This is a genomic window from Achromobacter kerstersii (assembly GCF_902859595.1).
Lineage (GTDB): Bacteria > Pseudomonadota > Gammaproteobacteria > Burkholderiales > Burkholderiaceae_B > Achromobacter > Achromobacter kerstersii.
On sequence record NZ_CADIJQ010000014.1, the window covers coordinates 82,618 to 100,598 of the forward strand.

General features: G+C 63.7%; 19 protein-coding genes. 8 read left to right on the forward strand and 11 right to left on the reverse strand.

Going from position 1 to position 17,981, the window contains the following annotated elements; all coding sequences use genetic code 11:
- The first annotated feature begins 13 nt into the window (after positions 1 to 13).
- From HV765_RS28640 to HV765_RS28655, 4 genes are all read left to right on the forward strand, one after another.
- Positions 14 to 1,609 carry a sulfatase family protein gene (locus tag HV765_RS28640; RefSeq protein ID WP_254600760.1) on the forward strand — a complete coding sequence of 532 codons (1,596 nt, stop codon included), beginning with the start codon at positions 14 to 16 and terminating at the stop codon, positions 1,607 to 1,609.
- A 51-nt stretch (positions 1,610 to 1,660) separates the two neighbouring features.
- Positions 1,661 to 2,644 carry a Bug family tripartite tricarboxylate transporter substrate binding protein gene (locus HV765_RS28645; protein WP_175171703.1) on the forward strand — a complete coding sequence of 328 codons (984 nt, stop codon included), beginning with the start codon at positions 1,661 to 1,663 and terminating at the stop codon, positions 2,642 to 2,644.
- A 214-nt stretch (positions 2,645 to 2,858) separates the two neighbouring features.
- Positions 2,859 to 3,908 (forward strand): hypothetical protein, encoded by a 1,050-nt coding sequence (locus tag HV765_RS28650; RefSeq protein WP_175171704.1) that lies wholly within the window; start codon positions 2,859 to 2,861, stop codon positions 3,906 to 3,908.
- Positions 3,909 to 3,920: 12 nt separating this feature from the next.
- Complete coding sequence (locus HV765_RS28655; RefSeq protein WP_175171705.1) at positions 3,921 to 4,349, forward strand: VOC family protein; 429 nt, start codon at positions 3,921 to 3,923, stop codon at positions 4,347 to 4,349.
- A 134-nt stretch (positions 4,350 to 4,483) separates the two neighbouring features.
- Here HV765_RS28655 and HV765_RS28660 read toward each other — a convergent pair whose 3' ends face one another.
- The 6 genes from HV765_RS28660 to HV765_RS28685 form a co-directional block, all read right to left on the reverse strand.
- Entirely contained in the window at positions 4,484 to 4,807 is a 324-nt protein-coding gene (locus HV765_RS28660; RefSeq protein ID WP_175171706.1) for a DUF4148 domain-containing protein, read from the reverse strand.
- A 133-nt stretch (positions 4,808 to 4,940) separates the two neighbouring features.
- Positions 4,941 to 5,669 carry a LuxR C-terminal-related transcriptional regulator gene (locus HV765_RS28665; RefSeq protein ID WP_082387104.1) on the reverse strand — a complete coding sequence of 243 codons (729 nt, stop codon included), beginning with the start codon at positions 5,667 to 5,669 and terminating at the stop codon, positions 4,941 to 4,943.
- A 234-nt stretch (positions 5,670 to 5,903) separates the two neighbouring features.
- Complete coding sequence (locus tag HV765_RS28670) at positions 5,904 to 7,604, reverse strand: DUF6138 family protein (protein WP_175171707.1); 1,701 nt, start codon at positions 7,602 to 7,604, stop codon at positions 5,904 to 5,906.
- A gap of 167 nt (positions 7,605 to 7,771) precedes the next feature.
- Positions 7,772 to 8,911 carry an ABC transporter substrate-binding protein gene (locus HV765_RS28675; protein WP_082387127.1) on the reverse strand — a complete coding sequence of 380 codons (1,140 nt, stop codon included), beginning with the start codon at positions 8,909 to 8,911 and terminating at the stop codon, positions 7,772 to 7,774.
- Positions 8,904 to 10,379 (reverse strand): sensor histidine kinase, encoded by a 1,476-nt coding sequence (locus HV765_RS28680; protein WP_175171717.1) that lies wholly within the window; start codon positions 10,377 to 10,379, stop codon positions 8,904 to 8,906. The genes HV765_RS28675 and HV765_RS28680 overlap by 8 nt, the downstream gene beginning before the upstream one ends.
- Positions 10,336 to 11,100, reverse strand: a complete 765-nt coding sequence (locus tag HV765_RS28685) for a response regulator transcription factor (protein ID WP_175171708.1) — start codon at positions 11,098 to 11,100, stop codon at positions 10,336 to 10,338. The genes HV765_RS28680 and HV765_RS28685 overlap by 44 nt, the downstream gene beginning before the upstream one ends.
- On the opposite strand from HV765_RS28685, the gene HV765_RS28690 reads away from it, so the two are divergent.
- Together HV765_RS28690 and HV765_RS28695 are read left to right on the forward strand one after the other, a co-directional pair.
- The gene (locus tag HV765_RS28690; RefSeq protein ID WP_276529735.1) at positions 11,026 to 12,576 is read left to right on the forward strand and encodes a CitMHS family transporter; all 1,551 of its coding nucleotides are present in this window, start codon (positions 11,026 to 11,028) and stop codon (positions 12,574 to 12,576) included. The two genes, HV765_RS28685 and HV765_RS28690, sit on opposite strands and share 75 nt — an antisense overlap.
- Positions 12,577 to 12,648: 72 nt before the next feature.
- Positions 12,649 to 13,389, forward strand: coding sequence for an SDR family oxidoreductase (locus HV765_RS28695; protein WP_054424713.1), 741 nt, complete (start codon positions 12,649 to 12,651; stop codon positions 13,387 to 13,389).
- 33 nt (positions 13,390 to 13,422) lie between these two features.
- Here HV765_RS28695 and HV765_RS28700 read toward each other — a convergent pair whose 3' ends face one another.
- The 3 genes from HV765_RS28700 to HV765_RS28710 form a co-directional block, all read right to left on the reverse strand.
- Positions 13,423 to 13,827, reverse strand: a complete 405-nt coding sequence (locus tag HV765_RS28700) for a hypothetical protein (RefSeq protein ID WP_054424231.1) — start codon at positions 13,825 to 13,827, stop codon at positions 13,423 to 13,425.
- Between the two features lie 71 nt (positions 13,828 to 13,898).
- On the reverse strand, positions 13,899 to 14,291 hold the full coding sequence (locus HV765_RS28705) for a type II toxin-antitoxin system HicB family antitoxin (protein ID WP_175171709.1): 393 nt from the start codon (positions 14,289 to 14,291) through the stop codon (positions 13,899 to 13,901).
- A 51-nt stretch (positions 14,292 to 14,342) separates the two neighbouring features.
- Entirely contained in the window at positions 14,343 to 14,525 is a 183-nt protein-coding gene (locus tag HV765_RS28710) for a type II toxin-antitoxin system HicA family toxin (RefSeq protein WP_082387125.1), read from the reverse strand.
- A 119-nt stretch (positions 14,526 to 14,644) separates the two neighbouring features.
- Here HV765_RS28710 and HV765_RS28715 point away from each other — a divergent pair, with 119 nt between their 5' ends.
- Positions 14,645 to 14,995 carry a hypothetical protein gene (locus HV765_RS28715; RefSeq protein WP_054424224.1) on the forward strand — a complete coding sequence of 117 codons (351 nt, stop codon included), beginning with the start codon at positions 14,645 to 14,647 and terminating at the stop codon, positions 14,993 to 14,995.
- 153 nt (positions 14,996 to 15,148) lie between these two features.
- On the opposite strand, the gene HV765_RS28720 is transcribed toward HV765_RS28715, so the two are convergent.
- On the reverse strand, positions 15,149 to 16,501 hold the full coding sequence (locus HV765_RS28720; RefSeq protein ID WP_254600762.1) for a hypothetical protein: 1,353 nt from the start codon (positions 16,499 to 16,501) through the stop codon (positions 15,149 to 15,151).
- Positions 16,502 to 16,704: 203 nt separating this feature from the next.
- Between HV765_RS28720 and HV765_RS31955 the strand changes: the two genes are divergently transcribed.
- Complete coding sequence (locus tag HV765_RS31955; protein WP_254600763.1) at positions 16,705 to 17,202, forward strand: RcnB family protein; 498 nt, start codon at positions 16,705 to 16,707, stop codon at positions 17,200 to 17,202.
- Between the two features lie 194 nt (positions 17,203 to 17,396).
- Here the strand turns inward: HV765_RS31955 and HV765_RS28730 are convergent, their stop codons facing one another.
- Positions 17,397 to 17,834 (reverse strand): hypothetical protein, encoded by a 438-nt coding sequence (locus HV765_RS28730; protein ID WP_054424220.1) that lies wholly within the window; start codon positions 17,832 to 17,834, stop codon positions 17,397 to 17,399.
- Positions 17,835 to 17,981 lie beyond the last annotated feature (147 nt).

Consider the following 17,981-nt stretch of genomic DNA (forward strand, 5'->3'; position numbering starts at 1 on the left):
GCAAGGAGACCTGATGCAGCCGAACTTCCTGTTGTTCATCACGGATCAACAGCGCGCGGATCACGTGTGCAGCTATGGCAACGCCATGCTGCGCACGCCAGCGCTGGACGCCTTGGCCGCGCAAGGGTGGTCTGCCGACCGCTTCTACGTGGGCTCGCCGATCTGCATGCCCAATCGCGCCACGATGATGACCGGCCGCATGCCGTCTGTGCATGGAGTGCGGCATAACGGCATTCCGCTGTCGCAGCGCGCCACCACGTTCGTTGAACAGCTGCGCGGCGCGGGGTATGCCACTGCGTTGATTGGCAAGTCGCATTTGCAGAACATGACGGGCAAGGGGCCGCTATGGCCGCCGCCGCCGTCGTCGGGCAGCATTCCCTCCCACGGCGAAGCCTGGGCGGCCGAACCCGGCAATTACGATCAGGAGTGGGGGCCGCTCTGGCGCTCGGACCCTGGCCACGATCTGGACACGCCGTTCTACGGGTTCGACCGCGTGGTGTTGGCGGTGGACCATGGCGATCAGGTCTGGGGCCATTACGGGCGCTGGCTTGCGCGCGAGCATCCCGAAGCGCGGCGGCGTTGGGGTCCCGAGCACGCGCTGCCTGCGCCTGACTTCGTATTGACCCAGCATCAGCAAGCGTGGCGGACGCGGGTGCCCGAGGAGTGTTCCACCACCGCCTACATCGGCGATCAAACCATCGCGCAACTGCGCGAGCATGCGGCAAGCGGCGCGCCGTTCTTCATACAGTGCTCCTTTCCGGACCCGCACCATCCTTTCACCCCGCATGGAAAGTACTGGGGCATGTACCGGCCGGAAGACGTGGCGCTGCCCGTGTCGTTTCATGCGAGCGCGGCGGCCGGCCACGTGCCGCCTCCGCATGTGGCCTGGCTGTATCAGCAGCGCGATCAGGGCAAAGCGGTCAAACATACGCCGGCCGTGTTCGCCTGCACGGAACGCGAAGCGCGGGAAGCCATCGCGTTGAACTACGGTTCCATCAGCCATATCGACGCCACGATCGGCCGCGTCATGCAAACGCTGCGCGACACGGGGCTGGATGACAACACCGTCGTCATCTTCACCAGTGATCACGGCGATTACTTCGGCGATCACCAGTTGATGCTGAAAGGGCCTATCCACTATCAAGGCCTGATCCGCACGCCCTTCATCTGGCGCGACCCGCAATCCAAGCCCGCCGCCGCGCGCAGTCAGGCGTTGTGCTCCACCGCCGATATCGCCGCAACCATTCTGGCGCGAGCAGAACTGCCTGAATACAACGGCATGCAGGGCATGTCGTTGTTGCCGCTGATGTCAGGCGCCGTCGACACCGTACGCGATGCCGTGCTGATTGAAGAAGAAGGCCAACGCACGATGTTCGGTTTTCCCTGCCGCACGCGCATGCGAACGCTGCAAACGTCGCGCCATCGTTTAAGCGTCTACGCGGACGCAGGCTGGGGCGAACTCTATGACTTGCAGGAAGACCCCGACGAATTGCGCAACCTATGGGATGCGCCGGCCGCCGCCGCCACACGGGGCGAACTGTTGTTCGCGTTGTCGAAGGCCATGATCCGTCACGCGGAAACGAGCCCCCATCCCACCGCTATTGCCTGATGGCACCGCCCAGGCCGCGGCTTGCGTGCGGCCGACACCCCGGAGAGAAAAATGTTCAAGCCTTCGCTGTTCTGCATGGCGCTGTTTTGCATGCCGCTGATTGGGCCGGGCGTGGCTGCCGCCTCGCCGGCCGATTATCCGAATCGTCCCATCCGGCTCATCGTTAACTTTTCGCCTGCCGGTCCACTGGATATTGGCGCCCGCGCCATTGCGATGGCCGCCAGTGAATTGCTGGGCCAGACCATCGTCGTTGAAAATCGTCCGGGCGCCTCGGGCAACATCGGCGCAAAAGCCGTCGCCAAGGCCGAGCCTGACGGCTACACGTTGCTGATGACGCTGGACACGCTGATGACCGTCAACCCGCATGTCTTCAAAGACCTGGCTGAAGAGGTGACCCAGTCCCTGGAGCCGCTAAGCGTCGCCGGCAGCTTCGGTTTGGCGCTGACGGTGCGCGCCGACCTGGGCGTGACGACGGTGGAAGATTTCGTCCGATACGCCAAGGCGAACGCCGTGACCTATTCGTCGGCGGGCTACGGCAGCCCGGGCAATCTGGCTTTTGAAAAACTGAATCTGGCGCTTGGCTTGGACATCGCGCACGCGCCTTTCCGTGGCAGCGCGGGCGCCGTCAATGCCTTGCTTGGCAATCAAATCCAGGCAGGGTTTCTGGCCGCCTCAGCCGTGCAGCCGCACGTGCGAGCGGGAACGATGCGTGCGTTGGCGATCTCGTCACGCGAGCCGGACCCGGATCTTCCCGGTGTGCCCGCCATGGCGAATCTGGGCATGGCGCCTTTAAAGGATTTTGAAGCGGCCTTCGCCTTTCTGATCATGGCGCCCAAGGGCCTGCCGCCCCACATCGCGCAAAAATGGGAGGAGACCTTGGCAGCGGTGTACGCGCGGCCAGCGTTCCAGAAGAGCATCGCCAGCTTGGGGATGCGCGCGCCGTTTGCGGGGCGCGTGGAAGCAAAAAAGTGGGTGGAAACACGAGCCGGAAGCTGGGGAGAGGTGATCGCAAAGGCAGGGATTAAAGGGGAGTAGGGCCGCAGGGTTGTTTGCAGTTCAGGCTGTGCTGCAATTTTGCAGTAGCTAGCGTCACATTAACGTCCGCTAAGGGGCGGGCTGTGTAGGGTGAGACTGATTTTGGAGTTGGGGTTTCTCTGGGGGGCGAAGGTAAACTCTTCGAAAAGTGGAATCGCAAACGTTGCCTGCCAGCAATGATCCACGCCAACCTGATTGCGTCATCAAAATCATCATGCCCATCGCCGACCTTGCCGCCGCGCTTTCCTCGCCCGTTCATTCCCCCGACGACCTGGATTCCCTAGAGCTGTTCTTCAACCGCCCCGAGGTCCGCGCCTTCTACCTGGAATCCCAGGACAACGCCCACACCTCGGCCAACCTTCAGGCCTGCGCCGCGCTGCTTCCCAATCTGCACCCCAGCCGTGCCTCGGCGCTGGCGTTGATGTGCGGCTCGCTGGTGGAAGACGACGCAGATCCGACCATTCTCTTTCCGACCCTGCAAACGTTGCTTAAGCAATGGCTGCAAACGCTGCGGCCCTACTGCGCGCAAGAAGTCGAGGAAGACGATGAAGAGGTCGAGGCCGTGGATCGTCAAGCGTGGGCTGATGCTCAGGCCAGGCTCGCCGCCGTGCCGGAAGAGAAGCGCTGGGAAGTGGAGTCGTTGCAAGAAGCCGTGGACGTGCTGGTGCTGCCGATGATGACCATGCTGATGCGCAGCCAGCGTAATCACCAAGCCTTTGTCGCAGACCGGGATTTGATGGCGCTGCTGCACCCGATGGCGACGAACAACGACAGCTTGCCGTTCGAGCAGCTGCATTATCTGTGGATGGCGTCGCAGGTCAGTTACGAGGATGAATTGATCGTGGTGTTGCCCACTTCAAAGACGGGTTTCGTGGCGCAGGCGCATGCCATCAACAACACCTTCCATGCGTTCACCTTGTTGCAGATCTTGATTGGCGAGCATGCGCAAGCGTTGGGCGTGAAGCGCGAGATTCCCGCGCGTCAGCCGGACATGGACCGGGACACCGCCGACTTCCAATGGCTGCAAGCCGGCGCCTTCACCAACGGCGAACTGACCCAGCCGATGCTGTGGGCCTGGGGCGAAGCCGCGTTGCGCCACAACATGGCCAGGCACGGCAAGCGGGTCCTGATTGCATTGGAAACGGACGAAGGCACGACGCGAAACTGGTCGGGATTCAACGGCATCATTCACGATGCGCAGGAACCGTCGATGACCTTCAAGCGTTATCTGACGGCGGAAGAAGTGGCGTTATATCTGGCTTGATTAGGAACTCCTATGCAGACCAACGAAATTCATCGCGGGCGGCTGATCGACCACATTCAACTCGTGGTGCGCGATCTGCCCGTCAGCCAACGGTTTTACCAAGCGGTGTTTGACGCGCTGAAGGTGCCCATGGGCGGCACCGCGGAGGATTATTTCTGGGCCGATGAACTGTTTGTGTCGACGGCGTCGAGCAAGGCGGCATCCGGCGAATTGACGGGACGTCATCATCTGGCGTTTCAGGCGCAAGACCAGGCGATGGTGGATGCGTTCTACCAGGCGGCGCTGGCGAACGGCGGCAAGGATAACGGCGCGCCGGGTTTTCGGGACTATCACCCGGGGTATTACGGCGCGTTTGTGCTGGACCCGGATGGCAACAACATCGAAGCGGTGTTCCACGGCGAGGCGCAGCGCAGTGCACCGTCGGTCAAGGTGACCTTCTAGACAGCTTTGACGTATTGCTGCTGCTGCTGCTGCTGCTGCTGCTGCCGGCAGCATCGGACGCAACCTCGGGACGCGCGGAAATTCTGCGATTTCCACTTCGTCCCGATTCAAGGCTGCAACATGTCATGCCTGCATCACCACTTGCCTTGGTTCTGTGATTGCGTCTGCATCGGCGGCGCAGCGCTGCCGGGCCGCACCGTGTCCATGTACTTTCGATAATTGGCGATGTACTCCGGGCTGGTGATGTCGGGCGAGTTGTCGCTGCTCCAGCTGCGTTCGACGCCTGATTGCTTCCACGCAGCCAGGTCGCGCATGACCTCGTCGCGGCTCAGGGGAATGTTGGGTTCCGGCACGGCGGTGGTCGGGGCAACCGCGGTTTGTGCGAGGGCGCTGCCGGAGAGCAGGGCGGCGGCAAGCGCAATGGGCACGAGACCGCGCCACGTTAGGACTGTCTTCATGAGGAACTCCTTGATGACGAGAGTGACCCCTCCCTCTCATGGCTTCGGCCTCATGGTAGGGCCGCATGGGTGGATGCCGCATACCCCAAATTGGGTACGCCTCTGCCATCGCCGGATGGTGTCCGGTGCGCGCTTACAGCAAGGAGGCCAGCCGGACGAGCTCTGATTGGCGGTGGCATTCCATCTTGCTGAGCAGGGACGCGACCTGCTTGCGCACGGTCAGCACTGATGCCTGGCGCAACGTCGCCACTTCTTCCACGCTATGACCGGCGGCCAGGCCCGCCAGCACGGCAGCTTCGGCGCGAGTAATGGCGAAGACGGCTTCCAGCTTGCCCACGTCGGGCATGGCGAACGCGCTTTTACGGCGCATGCGCACGAGCATCATGCGTCCTCCGGCGGGGCTGAGCGTCTCGGGCGCCGGGCTGATGTCGATCCAGAACACCTCGCCCCAGCTGGCGGTGGTGGCAAGGGACCGCATCTGGCGGTCGCGGCCGATGGCGGCGCAATAGCCTTCGAACAAGCGCTGTAACTTGGCATTGGCGTGGCGTAGCTTGCCGCCCCGCACGGTCCAGCCGTGGCCGTCGTCCAGGTAGCGCAGCGCCAGCGCCGACATTTTATTGACCAGGAATTCCTTGCTGATCAGCATCACGGCTTCGCCGACGCTTGAGAACGCGTTGTCGATGGATTGCCAGCCGACAGCAACCGCCTGTTGGCGTTGCAGCCGCCGGCTGTGCCGGGTGGCGCCCCGTGCGTCTACCAGGGCGTGCGCGTTGCGCAGGATGTCTTGCCACGGCGAGGCGGGGTCGCTTAGCGGGGGGGCGCCTTCGAACGGGCGCTGTAAGGCAATCTGATGCTCGGCCATGATGTGCCTCCAACGCTGGTTCGGACGTAATCGCGGTTACGTGTCACACGTGGTAGGGAGGTCCGGCGAAAGGGGCCGGATCGGCGCTCGGCTGCTGCGGATCAGAGCGGATGGGCGCAGGCTTGCCGGCACTTGTTGGCAGCCCGTCCCCGAAGCGCAAATTATGCGCGTGAAATCGTCGTCGCGCCCTGATGCGCGCGTACCGGGTTATTCCGATCAGAATCATGCGGGCGGTTACGCGCCGTCTTGTCCCAGCAAGCGCAGCAATCGCGCCCGGCGCTCGGGATCGGCCTTGCGGGCCTCAGCGGCTAGCTTTTTGTCTGGGCCGCATAAGCGTTCGCGTACGAGCGGCGCTTCGTACTCGGGCAAACGGGCCAAGGCCTGGATCAGGCGGTCCAGCGTGGTGTCGTCGTCCAGGGCGGGTTTGCCCGGCAGTTTGAAATTGTCGGTGCAGCGGCGCACGCACGCGACGATGGTGTCGACCGACGCGGGCGTCAACCCGTGCTGCTGGATGAACAAGGGCGTGAACCGGTCTTGCGCGGACTGATGCTCGTCATCGACCAAGTCCATGTAGTGCGCGACCAGCGCAAAGTGGCGGGCATCGGCCAGGCCTAACGCGAAGGTGGCATACGTACCTGCCAGGCAGGCTTTTTCGTCATCGGCGTCGGTGTACCACTCGTACGGCTTGATCGCCGCGCGGGCGTAGGCGGCAAGTGCGTCATGCGCGTCCGGGTACTGCGCGGCGTTGGCAAAGAAGCGGTGCGTGTCGGACTTTGCCAGCCCCTTTACGGGCAGGTAGTTTCTGGCCTTGCTTTTGACGCTTAATTGATAGCCCGGCGGAAATCCGGTTTGCAGCAGGCGCGTGATAAAGGCAAGTGCTTGTTGGTAGGCGGCGGCGCATTCCTGGCGGATGTGCACGGTGATGGTGGACAGCACGTCATTGGCCGCGCCGTCGAACTCGGGCGTGGATACGCGCAGGTGTTCGGGCGGATGCGCGCCGCTGCCATCGGTGAGCATGCGGGCGGCGCGTTCGCTGCCCAGTTGTTGCGCCAGTTTCAGAAAGCCCAGGCCCGTGGGCCGGCTGTATCCCGGCTCGTGGCGCAGAATCAGCGTGGCGGCGTACAGCAACAGATCGACGTCGCGGTCAGCCGGGTCCAGCGTGGCGCCGGGTTTGGCGTGATAGACGTTTTGGCGGAACGCGTTCTGCTCAATGCTGAAGTAGCGCGGCAGGTACTGCGTTTCAGCCCAGCTGCGCAGCGCGTGGATGATGCTGTGGCGTTGCTCGTCCAGCGTGGGTTGGCCCGCGTTCAGTTCCAGCACGCGCTGAAAGATGCGAATGAGCCAGGCGGGGTCCGGCGCGGGAAACAGCTGCTTGTCCAGCAGATGCCGCGTCAGGAAAAAAACATCCAGCCGTTGGGTGGGATGCGTGCCTTGAAAAAGGTTCTGGTCCAGATACGCCTGCACGCGCTCGCGCAGCAGCTGGCGCTTGGCCTCGTCGATGTGTTCCACCAAGGTCAGCCGCAGCCGGCCGCCCGTGGTGGGAAACTGCGCCCGGAAGCGAAACGTGTGGTTCAGCAGCACGGAACTGCCCAGCTTCGCAATCCGTTCGCGCACCGCGTCGGCCAAGGGGGGCACCAGATGCTCCTGCACCTGCTCGGGGCTGAGCGGACCATTGCGGCCTTGCGGACGCAGGCCATCTCCGCCATTCGGCGACCAATCGGGCGACAGGTCGAACACAATGCGCGAGGGATCGTATTCCAGCAGGATTTCGTCGTGGATGCCAAGTTGCAACGACGTGCGATGCGCGATGTCGTTGAGGCCTTCGCGGGCTTCCTGCTTGTTGAACCAATCGTGGATGGCAGCCAGCGATTCGTCCAGCATCTGGTGGCCGGTCTTGTGATGCAGGCCGATTGCGCCTTGTGTGTCTAGCGTCATGTTGCGTGGGCGCCGCGGCAGGCGCGAGATGATCAATGAAGGGGAGCCATGCTACGGGGCAATGCGAGGGACGGCAATGCTACCGGGGCAAGGCAAGGGACGGCAATGCTACTGGGGTGACGCGAGAGACGGCAATGCTACCGGGGCAAATGCGATGGTCGGCAATGCTACCGGGGTAATGCTGCCGGATCAGCGGGGCGTGCCGAGCCGCCCGGCGGCAAAATCGCCGCCCGCCACAGATCCAGGAAGTGCCGCTTCTTCAGCGGGTCCAGATACACCAGCAGCCCCACGCCCAAGGCCATGGGGCGCACGCCCGCCGCCGGCACAACTGACGCATTGACGCGGCGCATGCCGGACTGCTTGGCCAACATCTCTTGCCCCCGCGGCGACAGCAGGTAATCCAGCAGCCGCGCGCCCAGGTCCGCGCGCGGGGCCTGCTTGGGGATGATCGCCGAGCGCGACAGCATCAGCGTGTAGTCCTGCGGGTAGATGATGGCCAGCGGCGCACCCTGGTCGATGCGATGCCGGGTGTAGGACTCCAGCAGGTTGTAGGCCAGCGTGACGTCGCCGCGTTCGAGCTTGTCCAGCGCGTCTTCGGTGGATTCGTGGATGGTGACGCCGTTGCGGCCGAACGCGGCCAGCAGCGCGCCCGCCATGCTGTCCAGCCGCGTGTCCTGCGTGGCGGCCAGATAGCCGATGCCGCTGCCCTGCACGTCATAGGTCGAAATACTGTTCGCCAGCGGTTGATCAGGCGCTTGCAGCAGCGACAGCAATTCGCGGCGCGTGTGCGGCACACGCGTGGCGGCGAGTTTGCCGGTGTTGTAGACCATGACGATGGGGTCAGTGCCGATGCTGAAAACCTCGTCGCGCCAATTCGCCCAGGCGGGCAGGGCGCGCGTTTCGGGTGACACATGAACGCGCGCGTAGCCGTCGTTGACGAGCTTCGTCTGCAAGTCCATGGCGCTGCTGATGATCAGGTCGGGGCCGTGCAGGGCGGTGGGGTTGGCCTGGGCGCGGTCGATGGTGTCGCCATACAGCTGCTGGGTGGACAGCTCGGTGTATTCGAGCCGGACGTCGGGGTTCAATTGGCTGAAGTCTTCCAGCACGCCTTTGAACACCTGCACGCTGTTGGAGGCATGCAGGATCAGCACGTTCTTGCTGTCGGCGGGGCCTAGCGTCAGGCCGCTGCCGCTGACCTCGGCGGCGTGGCTGCTGGTTGCGACTAGCAGCAGGGCGCAAGCGATAGCGCCACGAGTGATGGCGCCACGAGTGATGACGCCACGAATGCGGAGCAGGGCGTTACGCATGACGGTCATTCCGAAAATGCCCCGGCAAGAGGATGACGGCATTCAACCCGCCGCCCACACGGTTGCTCAGGCTGAGTGTGCCTTGATGGATATCGACGACGCGCTTGATGATGGACAGGCCCAGTCCGGCGCCAGGCGTGCGGGGGTTGGGGCCGCGCGCAAAGCGTTCAAAGGCCGTGTGGGCCATCGCGGGCGGGATGCCCGGCCCCTGGTCGGCGACGGTGATGCGCCAGCCCCCGTCATGGGCGTCAAGCGTGACGTCGATATGGCCGTCGTCGTTGGCGCCATGGCGCAAGGCGTTGTCGATCAGGTTCTTGAAGGCCTCGCGCAGCATCAGGCTGTCGCCCAGCACGTGGGGCGCTTGCGCGGGCGCATCTTCGGGCGAGACGGCTGGCAGATGCAGGCGCACGTCGGGTTGCGGGTCGGCTTGCGGCACGGTGTCGTACACGGCCTGGCTCAGCAGCTCGGCCAGATTCACCGGTTGGAATTGTTTGACGTTGCTGCGGTGAATGACGCTGGCGTCGCTAAGCAGCTGGTTGACGAGCCGGGATAATTTCTCGGCGTTGCGCAACACGGCGACCAGGCTGCGGCGCTGTTCGGCGGGGTCGTCTTCGTCCAGCGCGACTTCCATCTGCGCGTGCAACGCCGCCAGCGGCGTACGCAACTGATGCGCGGCTTCGGCAATGAACAGGCGCAGCGTGTCCAGGTTCTCGGACAGGCGGGCCATGAAGCCATCCAGCGAATGCACCAGCGTGTCCAGCTCTTCCGGTACGGGCGCGGCGATGGGGTGCAGGTCCGAGGCGCTACGCGTGGCCAGCTCGCGTTCGATGCGTTGGATGGGCGACAGCGACCGGCGCAGCCCCCAATACGCTAGCGCCAGCGCGGCGGCAGCGAAGGCGATCAGCGTCAGCGTGCCTTGCCAAAGAATGCTGTCGGCCAAGGCATTGCGGGCTTCGCGGGTTTGCGCCACCTGGATGATGGCCGCTTCGGCGTTGCGGGGGCCGGCGATCTTGCGTTCCATCCACGCGATGCGGACGGGCGCGCCTTGGTAGGTGGCGGTGTAAAGCTGGGGCGTATCGGCGGCATCTGCCTGCGCGCGCGCCGGGGGCGGCAGGTCGGCATATCCGGAAATTTCTGCGCCGTCGGCGGCGGCGACGCGGTAGAACACGCGGTCGCGCGGGGCTTGTTCCAGCAGCGCCAAGGCGGCGTAGGGCATGTCCATCTGCCATTCGCCCTGCACCAGTTGCAGGCTGTCGGCCATGGACAGGACCGAGGCGCGCAGCAACTGGTCGTAGGTGGTGTCGGCCGTTTGCTGGGCGTACCCGCGCACCAGCAGAAAAATCGCGCCCAGCCCCACGGCGAACAGCGCCAGCAGCATGGTGAGCAGACGGCGGCGGACGGAGATGCGGCCCAACTGCACGGGATTAGTCCGGCGTCTTGGCCGGCGCGCCGTCGTGCGCCCGGGCATCAGCGCCGTCGTTTGCCCGGGCATCAGCGCGGTCATCAGCGCGGTCATTGGCGCGGTCGGTGGACGTCAGCAGGTAACCCGTGCCGCGCTGCGTTTCAATGCGCAGCGGGGAGCCTTCCAGCTTGCGGCGCAGCCGGGCGATGTAGACCTCGATGGCGTTGGGCGCGGCGTCGTCATCGAAGGCGAACAGCTTGTTGGCGATCTCGGTCTTGCTGACGGCCCGGTTCATGCCGGCCAGCAGGATTTCCAGCAGGCTGTATTCGCGCTTGGGCAAGTCGATGCGTTGACCCGCCAGCGACACATGCCGCGCGGCGCTGTCGATGACCAGGTCTCCAAAGCGCTGCACACCGGTGGCTTGTGCGATTGGCCGGCGCAGCAGGGCGCGGCAGCGCGCCTCAAGCTCGCGAAAGTCAAAGGGTTTGGCCAGATAGTCATCGGCGCCGGTATCCAGGGCATGGACGCGGTCTTCGATGTCAATGCGCGCAGTCAGCGCCAGCACGGGCGTCTTGCTGCCGCGATCACGCAGGCGGTGCAGGATGTCAAAGCCAGACATGCGCGGCAGCCCGATGTCCAGGATGACGAGATCAAACGTCTCGTATTGCAGCACGCCGTCGGCGCTCAGGCCGTCGTTTTGAAGGTCCACCGCGTGGCCGAGACGGCGCAGCCGGCGGACGAGGGCGTCGGCCAGATCCTCGTCGTCTTCAATTACCAGGATGCGCATCTGGCGATTGTAGCTGCGTCCAAATCTGGAAAAAACGACAGGTTCCAGACAGCTTTTATTTCTAGTCTTCGGCACCGGCCTTCCTTGCTGAAGGCGGCGCCACACATAACAACGACTAGTCGGAGATACCCCCTCATGCTACTGACCCTGCTTGGCTTCGGCATGGTGATCACGTTCATGACGCTGATCATGACCAAGCGCCTGTCGCCGTTGGTCGCCCTTATCCTTGTCCCCATTATTTTTGCGCTGCTGGGCGGCTTTGGCGCCGGCATCGACAAGATGATGCTGGACGGCATCCGCAAGATTGCGCCCACGGGCGTGATGCTGATGTTCGCCATCCTGTACTTCGGGGTGATGATCGACGCCGGCCTGTTTGACCCCATCGTGGGCCGCATTCTGCGCGCGGTGAAGGGCGATCCCTTGAAAATCGTGGTTGGCACGACCGTGCTGGCGCTGGTGATTTCCCTGGACGGCGACGGCTCCACCACCTACATGATCGTGGTGGCCTCGATGCTGCCGCTGTATCGCCGCCTGAAGATGAACGCGCTGTCGATGACCTGCCTGGCGATGCTGGCCAGCGGCATCATGAACCTGACCCCGTGGGGCGGGCCGACGGCGCGCGCCGCCAGCGCGCTGCACGTGGATGCGGGCGATATTTTCATTCCGCTGGTGCCGGTGATGGGCGTGGCCATCGTGTCCCTGCTGATCCTGGCGTTCTTCCTGGGCCTGCGTGAGCGCCGCCGTTTGGGCGTGCTGTCGTTGCCGGATGGCGCATCGCTGCACGCGGGCTACGACGAAGACGGCCCCAAGAACCTGCCCGAGATCGAAGTCGACCACGACTTGCGCCGCCCCAAGCTGCTGTGGGTGAACGCCGGCCTGACGCTGGCGCTGATGGTCAGCCTGGTGATGGGCATTCTGCCGCTGCCGGTGCTGTTCATGATTGCGTTTGCCGTCGCCCTGATCATCAACTATCCGAACCTGGCCGAACAACGCCGCCGCGTCGCGCAGCATGCGGGCAACGTGTTGTCGGTGGTGTCGCTGATTTTCGCGGCGGGCATCTTCACGGGCATCTTGTCCGGCACGGGCATGGTGGAAGCCATGTCGCGCAGCCTGCTTGCGGTGATCCCGGACGCGATGGGCCCGTATCTGGCCGGCATCACCGCGCTGGTCAGCCTGCCGTTCACGTTCTTCATGTCGAACGACGCCTTTTACTTTGGCGTGCTGCCGATCTTGAGCGAAGCCGCACAGGGCTACGGCATTTCGCCGGTGGAAATGGCGCGCGCATCGCTGATCGGGCAGCCGGTGCACCTGCTCAGCCCGCTCGTGCCGTCCACGTATCTGCTGGTGGGTCTGGCGGGCGTGGAGTTCGGCGACCACCAGCGCTATGCGCTGAAGTGGGCCACCATGGTCTGCATGGTGATGCTGCTGGCCGCCCTGGCGTTTGGCCTGTTCCCCCTGGTTGGGGCGGTGGGTTGACGGCCCCTTTGAATTGAAGGGTTCGGTGGGTTGATCCGCGGCGCGTGCCGCACATCTGAATAAGGAATGGTCATGGCTTTACGTATCGCGTATGTCACCAGCGGAATGGGCCACACGGGCACCGCGATCTGCCAGGCGCTGCATCACACCGGCCACCGTGTGGTGGCGGGCTGCGGCCCGCGCTCATCGCGCCGCGATAGCTGGCTGAAGGAACAGAAATCGCTGGGCTACGACTTCGTGGCGTCCGAAGGTGACGCCACGGATTGGGCGTCGACCGAGGCCGCGTTCGCCAAGGTGCGCCGTGAAGTGGGCGACATCGACGTGCTGGTCAACAACGCCGGGTCGATGCTGGACATGCGCTTTCGCCAGATGGCGTATGCCGACTGGTCGGCCGTGCTGCGCAGCAACCTGGACACGCTGTTCAACAGCACCAAGCAAGTCGTCGACAGCATGGCCGACCGGGGCTGGGGCCGCATCATCAACATTGGTTCCGTCGCCGCCGAAAAGGGCCAGATCGGCCAGATCAACTACGCCACGGCCAAGGGCGCGGTGATCGGCTTCACGCGGTCGCTGGCGCAGGAAGTGGCGGCGCGCGGCGTGACGGTAAACCTGGTGTCGCCCGGCTTCATCGCGGACGACACCGTGAAGGCGTTCCCGCCCGCGCTGCTGGACCGCATCATCGAAAGCGTGCCGGTCGGACGCTTGGGCACGGCGAAAGACTTGGCTGGGCTGTGCGCCTGGCTTGCATCCGATGACGCGGCTTTTGTCACGGGCGCCAACTACGCCATCAATGGTGGCGTGTACATGAGCTGAGCTCGTGCGCTGACGCTTGAGCGGCCTGCGCGCCTAGTGCGCGCGGCTTTTCAGAAAATCTGGAATGGACGTGGCGGTGCGCTTGCTATCGGCCAGCCACTCCACGCGCCACTCGGTGATGCGCTCGGCGATGACGTGTTCAAAGACGCCCGGTGTGGGTTCGTTGATGGATTCAAACTGCCGCACCAGCACAAGCGGCTGCTCGGCCCCTGGCGTGTCTTCGGCGCACTCGGCGGCTTCTTCGAAGGTGGCGAAGGCGTAGTAATAGTCATCACCTTCGTGTAAGTCTTCGCCGCCCGCGTGAGGGTGAACCCACACGCGGTATTCCAACACATCGTCATAGAAATACCCGCCGCCGGATTTGGTCAGGGCGGGGTATTCGCCAACCTGGGCGGGGTCGATGGCGATGGGGTGGGAGGAGGATGCAGATGACGTCATGGTGCAGAGTGAGTAGGAAGTTAACCGTGTCGGGACGGCCGGGGCGCTACCTTATCCGACAAACGACGCGGCTAGTGCGTCAACGCCAGATGCGCGATGTAGCCGGACCGGCTTTCGCCGGCCGCGCGGGCTTTCGCGTCGATTCGGGCGAGTATGCGCCGGGGCAAACTGATATTGACGCGCTCGATGGTGTCGTCCATGACGGCAGGGTCTATTTCCACGATGGCCCAGATCCAGCCTGTGAATTCTGGATTCGCTTGATGAGCCGCGATGCCGCTGGGCGGCGGCACGGGCGCGCCGCTATCTAACGCGGCTTCAATCCAGAGCTCTATCGCTTCTTTCGTGTTTTCGATGGCTTCATCAATGCCCGAATCGGATGCTGAAAAGCAACCGGGCAGATCCGGAACGACAACGCCCCATGCTTGCGTGTCGCTGCCGGGCTCTATGGCGATGGGGTATTTCATGAGTTTCCTTGGTAAGCCGTGAGCGGACCAATAGATATGGCGGTGACCGATCTACTTCAGACCAGCTTGGGTCAACAACTTGGTGACCAAGCCGATTCCAAGGTCCTTCTTTGGATGGGGCACGCTGAGATGCCCAGGCTTTTCCGGGTGGACGTAGATGTGATGCGAGCCTCTCGCATTTCGGTAAACCCAGCCTGCTTGGCGGAGCTGTCTGATGAGTTCTCGGCTGTCCATGATGTGTACCATACACATCGCACAAATGAAAAGGGTCTGCCGCGGGAATAATCAGACCAAAAGATGGCACGCCCTTATGCAAAAATGCACCCGTTTTCGAATTTCAACAGGAGCGGTTCATGCAGACTACGTGGCGAGCGGTGGCGGGGGTGATCGCAGGGGTGGCCTTGGTGGGGCTTGCCGGCTGCGGGAAGAAAAATGAGTACCCCGAGAGCATTCGCCTTGTGACGTATAGCTCGTGCGTGGAAGGCTTCAAGAAAAGCGCGGGTGCGCGGCCGGACGTGGATACGCGCTCTGCCATGTATTGCCAATGCGTGCTGGACGGCTTGCAGAAGACGGTGGTGCTCAAGGACTACACCGCCTATGACCGGATGCTGGTCACCAACGAAAAAGGCCCGGAGCGCGACCGCATCGAAGCGCTGGTCAACGGCGTCGTCAATATGTGCGTGTCGGAGCAGTTAAAAAAATAGGGTGGCGTTGCCGGAGCCTGAGCCTGAGCCTGAGCCGGAACCGGAACCGGAACCGGAACCGGAACCTGAGCTGCAGCTGCGCCTGGAGCTGCGCCTGGAGCTGGAGCTGGAGCTGGAGCTGGAGCTGGAGCTGGAACTGGAACCCGGTGTGGCTCAGGTGCATTGCCATAGATGGCCGCTGACTCGGCAGCCGACGCACCAGAACGTGTAGTTGCAGCCGCCGCTGCCCCATAGCCATTCGCCGCCATCGGCTTGAGGCAATCCGGAATCCAGCTGCATGACGAAGTGCATGTCTTGCTGGCAGTCGGGGCAGGCGGGATAGTTGGCGGACTGAACCCAGCTTGGCGCGCCGCCCACGCGGTTCAGATTCTGCCTGCCGTTCGATTGGCCCCAATCCTGCCAGGCCCACCGTGACGGCGCGGTGAATAGCTGAACGTCGGCGTCCAGCAGCGCATCGGCGACATAGTCCGGGGCTAACGCATTTTCCAGGACTTGACTCGGGTGGGCGTGCGGGACGCCTTCCCCATCATGGCGATAGAACATCGCGCCATCGCTCTCCCACCCTTGGCATGACAGGCACGTGGCGACATCAAGCGGCGTGGCGCTGGCTATGCCGGCCACGGCGGGATCATCCAGGGATAGCAAGCGGTGCAGCGGCGCGTGACAATGCCCGCAGGTGCTGGGCAGTCGTCCGCCCATGCGCGCTTGGGTGACAGGCTCGGCGTTCGCGCCCCAAGTGGGATGCGCCTTTTGCACATCACGCCGCCATGTGGGCTGATCGGCCAGCATGGGTTTGCGCTGGCTGGCACTCAATTCGATATGCAAGGGGCGCTCTGAATGCAGGGCGCGTATGCCGCCATCCTGCGACGCGTAGCCGGCAAGGTGCAGCCATGATTGGGCCAGCGCGTCGGGGTTGGGGAACAGGCGCAACCATGCTTGCTGTACAGCTTTGGGCTGGCGCGACCGCAGCAACGCAATCGCGCGTGAGCGGCCCAGCGTGCCGTCGCTTACATCGTCTTCCAAGGTGGCGCACCAATCCGCCGACGTCGTGGCGTCGAGCGCGCGCCAAGCCTGATCTGCCAAATACTCGGGGCCGCCTTCGCCGGCATGCACGGCGCTCAGATACGCGTTCCAATTGCTGGCGAAGACGTCGGGGTATTGCAAGGCGGCGGAATCCAGCACTTCGCAAAGCATGTCTGACCGGGCGCCTTGCCGGGCGCGTTGCCACGCCGAGTTGACGGTTGCGAGGTAGCTGTCGTCGTCCATCAGGTCGAGCGCGGCGTCAATGAACGTGGCGTGCTTCAGGTTGCGGTCCAAGGCTTGCACCACCAGGTCGCCCAACGCCTTCGGATCGTGCGCGCGCAGCTGCAGCATTTGCGCCATGGGGTCGTTGCCTTTCCAACCCAGGCGTTCGAAGGTGTCCAGAATCTCGGTGGCGGTTTGCATGAGCGGGGTCTGCATGAACGGGGTTTGCACCAGCGGGCGTTCGATGCTTGGGCTTTGCATGAACGGGCCCTGAATATTTTCAGGCGAGAGAATATCCGATCGTGTCTAGCGCCGGCGAAAACGGGTATCGCGACGATACCTGTCACAGTGGATTTCGAAACCGGCATGGCCTTAACACGCGGTAACGCTTCGTCCTGATTGCGTTAAACCTGATCCCTAGAATGCGTGGCGTAGGCATGTGCCGTGCATTGAAAAGGTCTAACGTGAAAAAGCAAATCGTCTCTACTCTTTTGGTTGCCGTGATGGCAGCAAGCAGCGGTTTGGCCTATGCGCAACCCGATCGTGGCCCCGGCGGCCCTGGTGGCCCCGGCAGTCCCGGCGGTCCCGGCAATGGCCCTGGTAACAGCCATGGAAATGGCCACGACGACGCACCGGGCAAGGGGCCGAACCACGGCCAGAACAAGGGGCCGGGCAAGGGGCCGAATTATGGTCCTGGCCAGGGGCCGGGCCATGACGCCGGCCGTGGCCCAGGTCCGAAGCACGGCCATGGCTACGACCGCCCCGATCCCGCACCGTCGCGCTGGTCCAAAGGCGAACGCGTGCCGCAGCCGTATCGTGGTCCGCAGTACGTCATCAATGATTGGCGCGGTTACCACCTGAAGCAGCCGCCGCGCGGCTATCAGTGGATCAGCGTGGGCGCCGACTACTTCCTGATCGGCGTGGCCACAGGCATCGTGTTGGAATCAGTGTTTGATCGTTGATTGCAGGCGCGAGCGCCCGCGCGAAGTGCTGCGGGAGTCCGGCTTGCCGGACGCCAAACTTCGTCGACCCTAGCTGGGCTTGCTTGACGCCCCGACTCCGTCGATCCGGGCGAGGCGTGCTTGAATCCCCGGCTTCATCGATCCGGGCGGGGCGTGCTTGACGCCCCGACTCCCTCGACCCGGGCGGGGCTTGCCTAACGCCCCAGCTTCATCGACACATCTGTATGTGTCCCACGGTCCAGATCTGCGCCCAGCGGCTGATCCCAATCGGGCAGGCTGAGCAGTTCTTTGCTGACTTCGCCAGCCTCGATACGGCGGGCGATATCGTCCAGCAGCAGCGAGCGCGTGGCGAAACCCTTGCCTTGGAGGTCGCGGGCAAAGAGGCGGTAGGTAAGGTTGGGCTCCACGCCTTTCATGACGCCAAGGTCCAGGATGCGGCCTTGTTCATTGCGCATCAGCAAGTGGCCAGGCCGCGCGTAGATGCGGTAGATGCGCCACGGAGACGAGATGGCGGCATGGCTGCGTTGCGGGTCGCGACGCGGCTCGCCGCTGGCGGGCGGCGGAGAGGCTGACGGAAGCAGTTTGACGCAGGCGTTGGCGAATTTGGCGATCGACCTTCTGATCGCGCTCACGCTCGATCTGCGATGAAAAGGACGTGCGCGGGGCAGGGGGTTCGCGGGAAGCGAGTGTTGCGATGATGCATGGCCATACTCCTGTATGGCGATACGGCGAGGTGACGCACGTTCAAGCACCATTGGCCGAGCATACGCCTTTTATTG